The sequence below is a fragment of the Nostoc sp. 'Peltigera membranacea cyanobiont' 232 genome, from assembly GCF_002245985.1.
In the GTDB taxonomy this organism is placed as follows: domain Bacteria; phylum Cyanobacteriota; class Cyanobacteriia; order Cyanobacteriales; family Nostocaceae; genus Nostoc.
Window position 1 is genome coordinate 1 of the sequence record NZ_NOLK01000353.1, and the last position, 2,120, is coordinate 2,120.

Annotated in this window: 2 protein-coding genes; both read right to left on the minus strand. The window is 44.2% G+C overall.

Features of this window, described 5'->3' with window-relative positions; translation table 11 throughout:
• Positions 1-154: 154 nt before the first annotated feature.
• Positions 155-853 (minus strand): DevA family ABC transporter ATP-binding protein, encoded by a 699-nt coding sequence (locus CDG79_RS40220; protein ID WP_094347010.1) that lies wholly within the window; start codon positions 851-853, stop codon positions 155-157.
• Between the two features lie 63 nt (positions 854-916).
• The gene (gene devC, locus CDG79_RS40225) at positions 917-2,089 is read right to left on the minus strand and encodes an ABC transporter permease DevC (protein ID WP_094347011.1); all 1,173 of its coding nucleotides are present in this window, start codon (positions 2,087-2,089) and stop codon (positions 917-919) included.
• Positions 2,090-2,120 lie beyond the last annotated feature (31 nt).

Genomic DNA, 2,120 nt, shown 5'->3' on the forward strand with positions numbered 1-2,120 from the left:
CTGCTCCCCTGCTCCCCTGCTCCCCTGCACAAGGACAGGCTTTGAGCATTGGTGAGAAATCCGGGCTTATTCTTGAGGTAAGTTCGTTTTGGTTGAGCTAGTACAAAGCTTGAAATTCTGAGTTCTGATCTTGAGTAATCAAGGCTAATCAACTCTAAGCTGATAGTTTTAATTTTGACTTGAGTTTGCCATCTTCCATCTGAACGATGCGATCGGCAATGTCTAGGATGCGGTTGTCATGAGTCACCATCAAGATTGTACAGCCTTGTTCTTTTGCCAGTTTTTGCATGAGATTGACTATATCTCGTCCCGATTGGCTGTCAAGGGCGGCGGTGGGTTCATCCGCTAAAATTATTTGAGGATGACTGACTAAGGCACGAGCGATCGCTACTCTTTGTTTTTGTCCCCCAGACAGTTTATCAGGATAGTAATCCAAATGATTTCCTAATCCTACCTGCTCTAGCATCTGGGCCGATCTCACTAGCATCTTTTTTAACCCAAGATATTTGTGCAATTCCAAAGCCATTTTGACGTTTTGGAGTGCCGTTAAACTACCATGCAAGTTATGTGCTTGGAAAATATAACCGTTATGCCGTCGCGCCTGCACTAGTTGTTCAGCACTAGCGCCACAAAGTTCTCGCCCCAACACCTGCAAACTACCAGATTGAGCAGAACGCAATCCACCCACTAAGGTTAGTAAAGTAGTCTTTCCAGAACCAGAGGGCCCGGTCATAATAATAATTTCACCAGCATTAATCTCTAAGTTGATATTAAATAGAACTTGCTTACGGAGTGAACTATGGCCAAAATGGTGGTCGAGATTTTTAATAGAGATGACAGATTGACTAGTCATAAATAGCTCGATTACTCATAATAATTGTCATTTGCTGTCATTTGCAAATGACAAATGACAAATTTAGAACATATCAGCAGGATCGGTGGCTTGGAGTTTGCGGGTAGCGATCGCACCAGAAATGGTACACATAATGACAGTCAGCACTAATACCTGCAATGCCCGAATCGCAGTCATGTACATGGGTAAATTTGTGACGCTGCGAGTCAGTTGGTAAAGTGCTAAGGATACTCCCAATCCGGGGAAGAAACCTAGTGCTGCCAAGATCAACGATTCTTCAAGTACCACACCTAGCAGGTAATAATTGCGATATCCCATTGCTTTGAAGGTGGCGTATTCTCGAACGTGGGCATTAACATCGCTGGAAAGGACTTGATAGACGATAATCACGCCCACCACAAAGCCCATCGATACACCCAGGCTGAAAATAAACCCAATTGGGGAATTTGTTCTCCAAAAGTTGTTTTCAAATTCAATAAATTCGGCGTGGGTTAAGACTTTGACATCATCTCTCAGATAGGCTTTAAGCATTGCTGCTACTTTTTTCGGGTCATAGCCTGGTTTAAGAACAATCAAACCAAGACTGACACTGCTGGACTGTCGCCCAGAAAATAGCCGCAAAAAGTTTTGATCGCTGGTAATCAGATTGCCATCAGAACCAAAGGAAGCCCCGACTTGAAATAAGCCACTAATGGTAATTGTGCGCCGTTCTATTTCGGTCGTTAGGGTTTTACCTTGGTCAATTTGAGCGATCGCTTTTTGATAATCTCCTCTTGCACCACGGTCGAACAATACGGTATCCGGTAGCTTAATCGCCTGTAATTGCTGGTTAACATCTGGTAAATCAAAAGCTGGCTTGTCTGGGTTGAAGCCGATAACTAACACCCCCGTCTCACGGTGTGTTTGAGGATTTTTCCAGATTGTGTTATTGAAATACATTGGTTCTGCTGACTTCACCCCTGGTATATCCATTGCTTGGTAAAGTCGCCGCCGAGAAAATGTAGACAAGCTTGGCAAGTTACGGGCTTGGGGACTGGTTAAAACAATATCTGCTTGCAAACTGCGGTGTAGTCTGGTGTTGCTGTCGTACAGCGCAGTTTGAAAGCCCAACTGCATAAACATGAGAAGATCCGCAAAGGCAATGCCTGATAATGCTACCAAGAGACGGCTTTTTTCATGATTCAGTTGCAGCCATCCAAGAGGTGTTCGCCGTAACAGTTGTTTAATCAATCCCATAATTAGGTACTGGGGACTGGGGACTGGGGAC

Bases quoted from the DNA above. Each gene is read 5' to 3' on its own strand.
- devC (WP_094347011.1), bottom strand. From the start codon at position 2,089: ATGGGATTGATTAAACAACTGTTACGGCGAACACCTCTTGGATGGCTG.
- CDG79_RS40220 (WP_094347010.1), bottom strand. From the start codon at position 853: ATGACTAGTCAATCTGTCATCTCTATTAAAAATCTCGACCACCATTTT.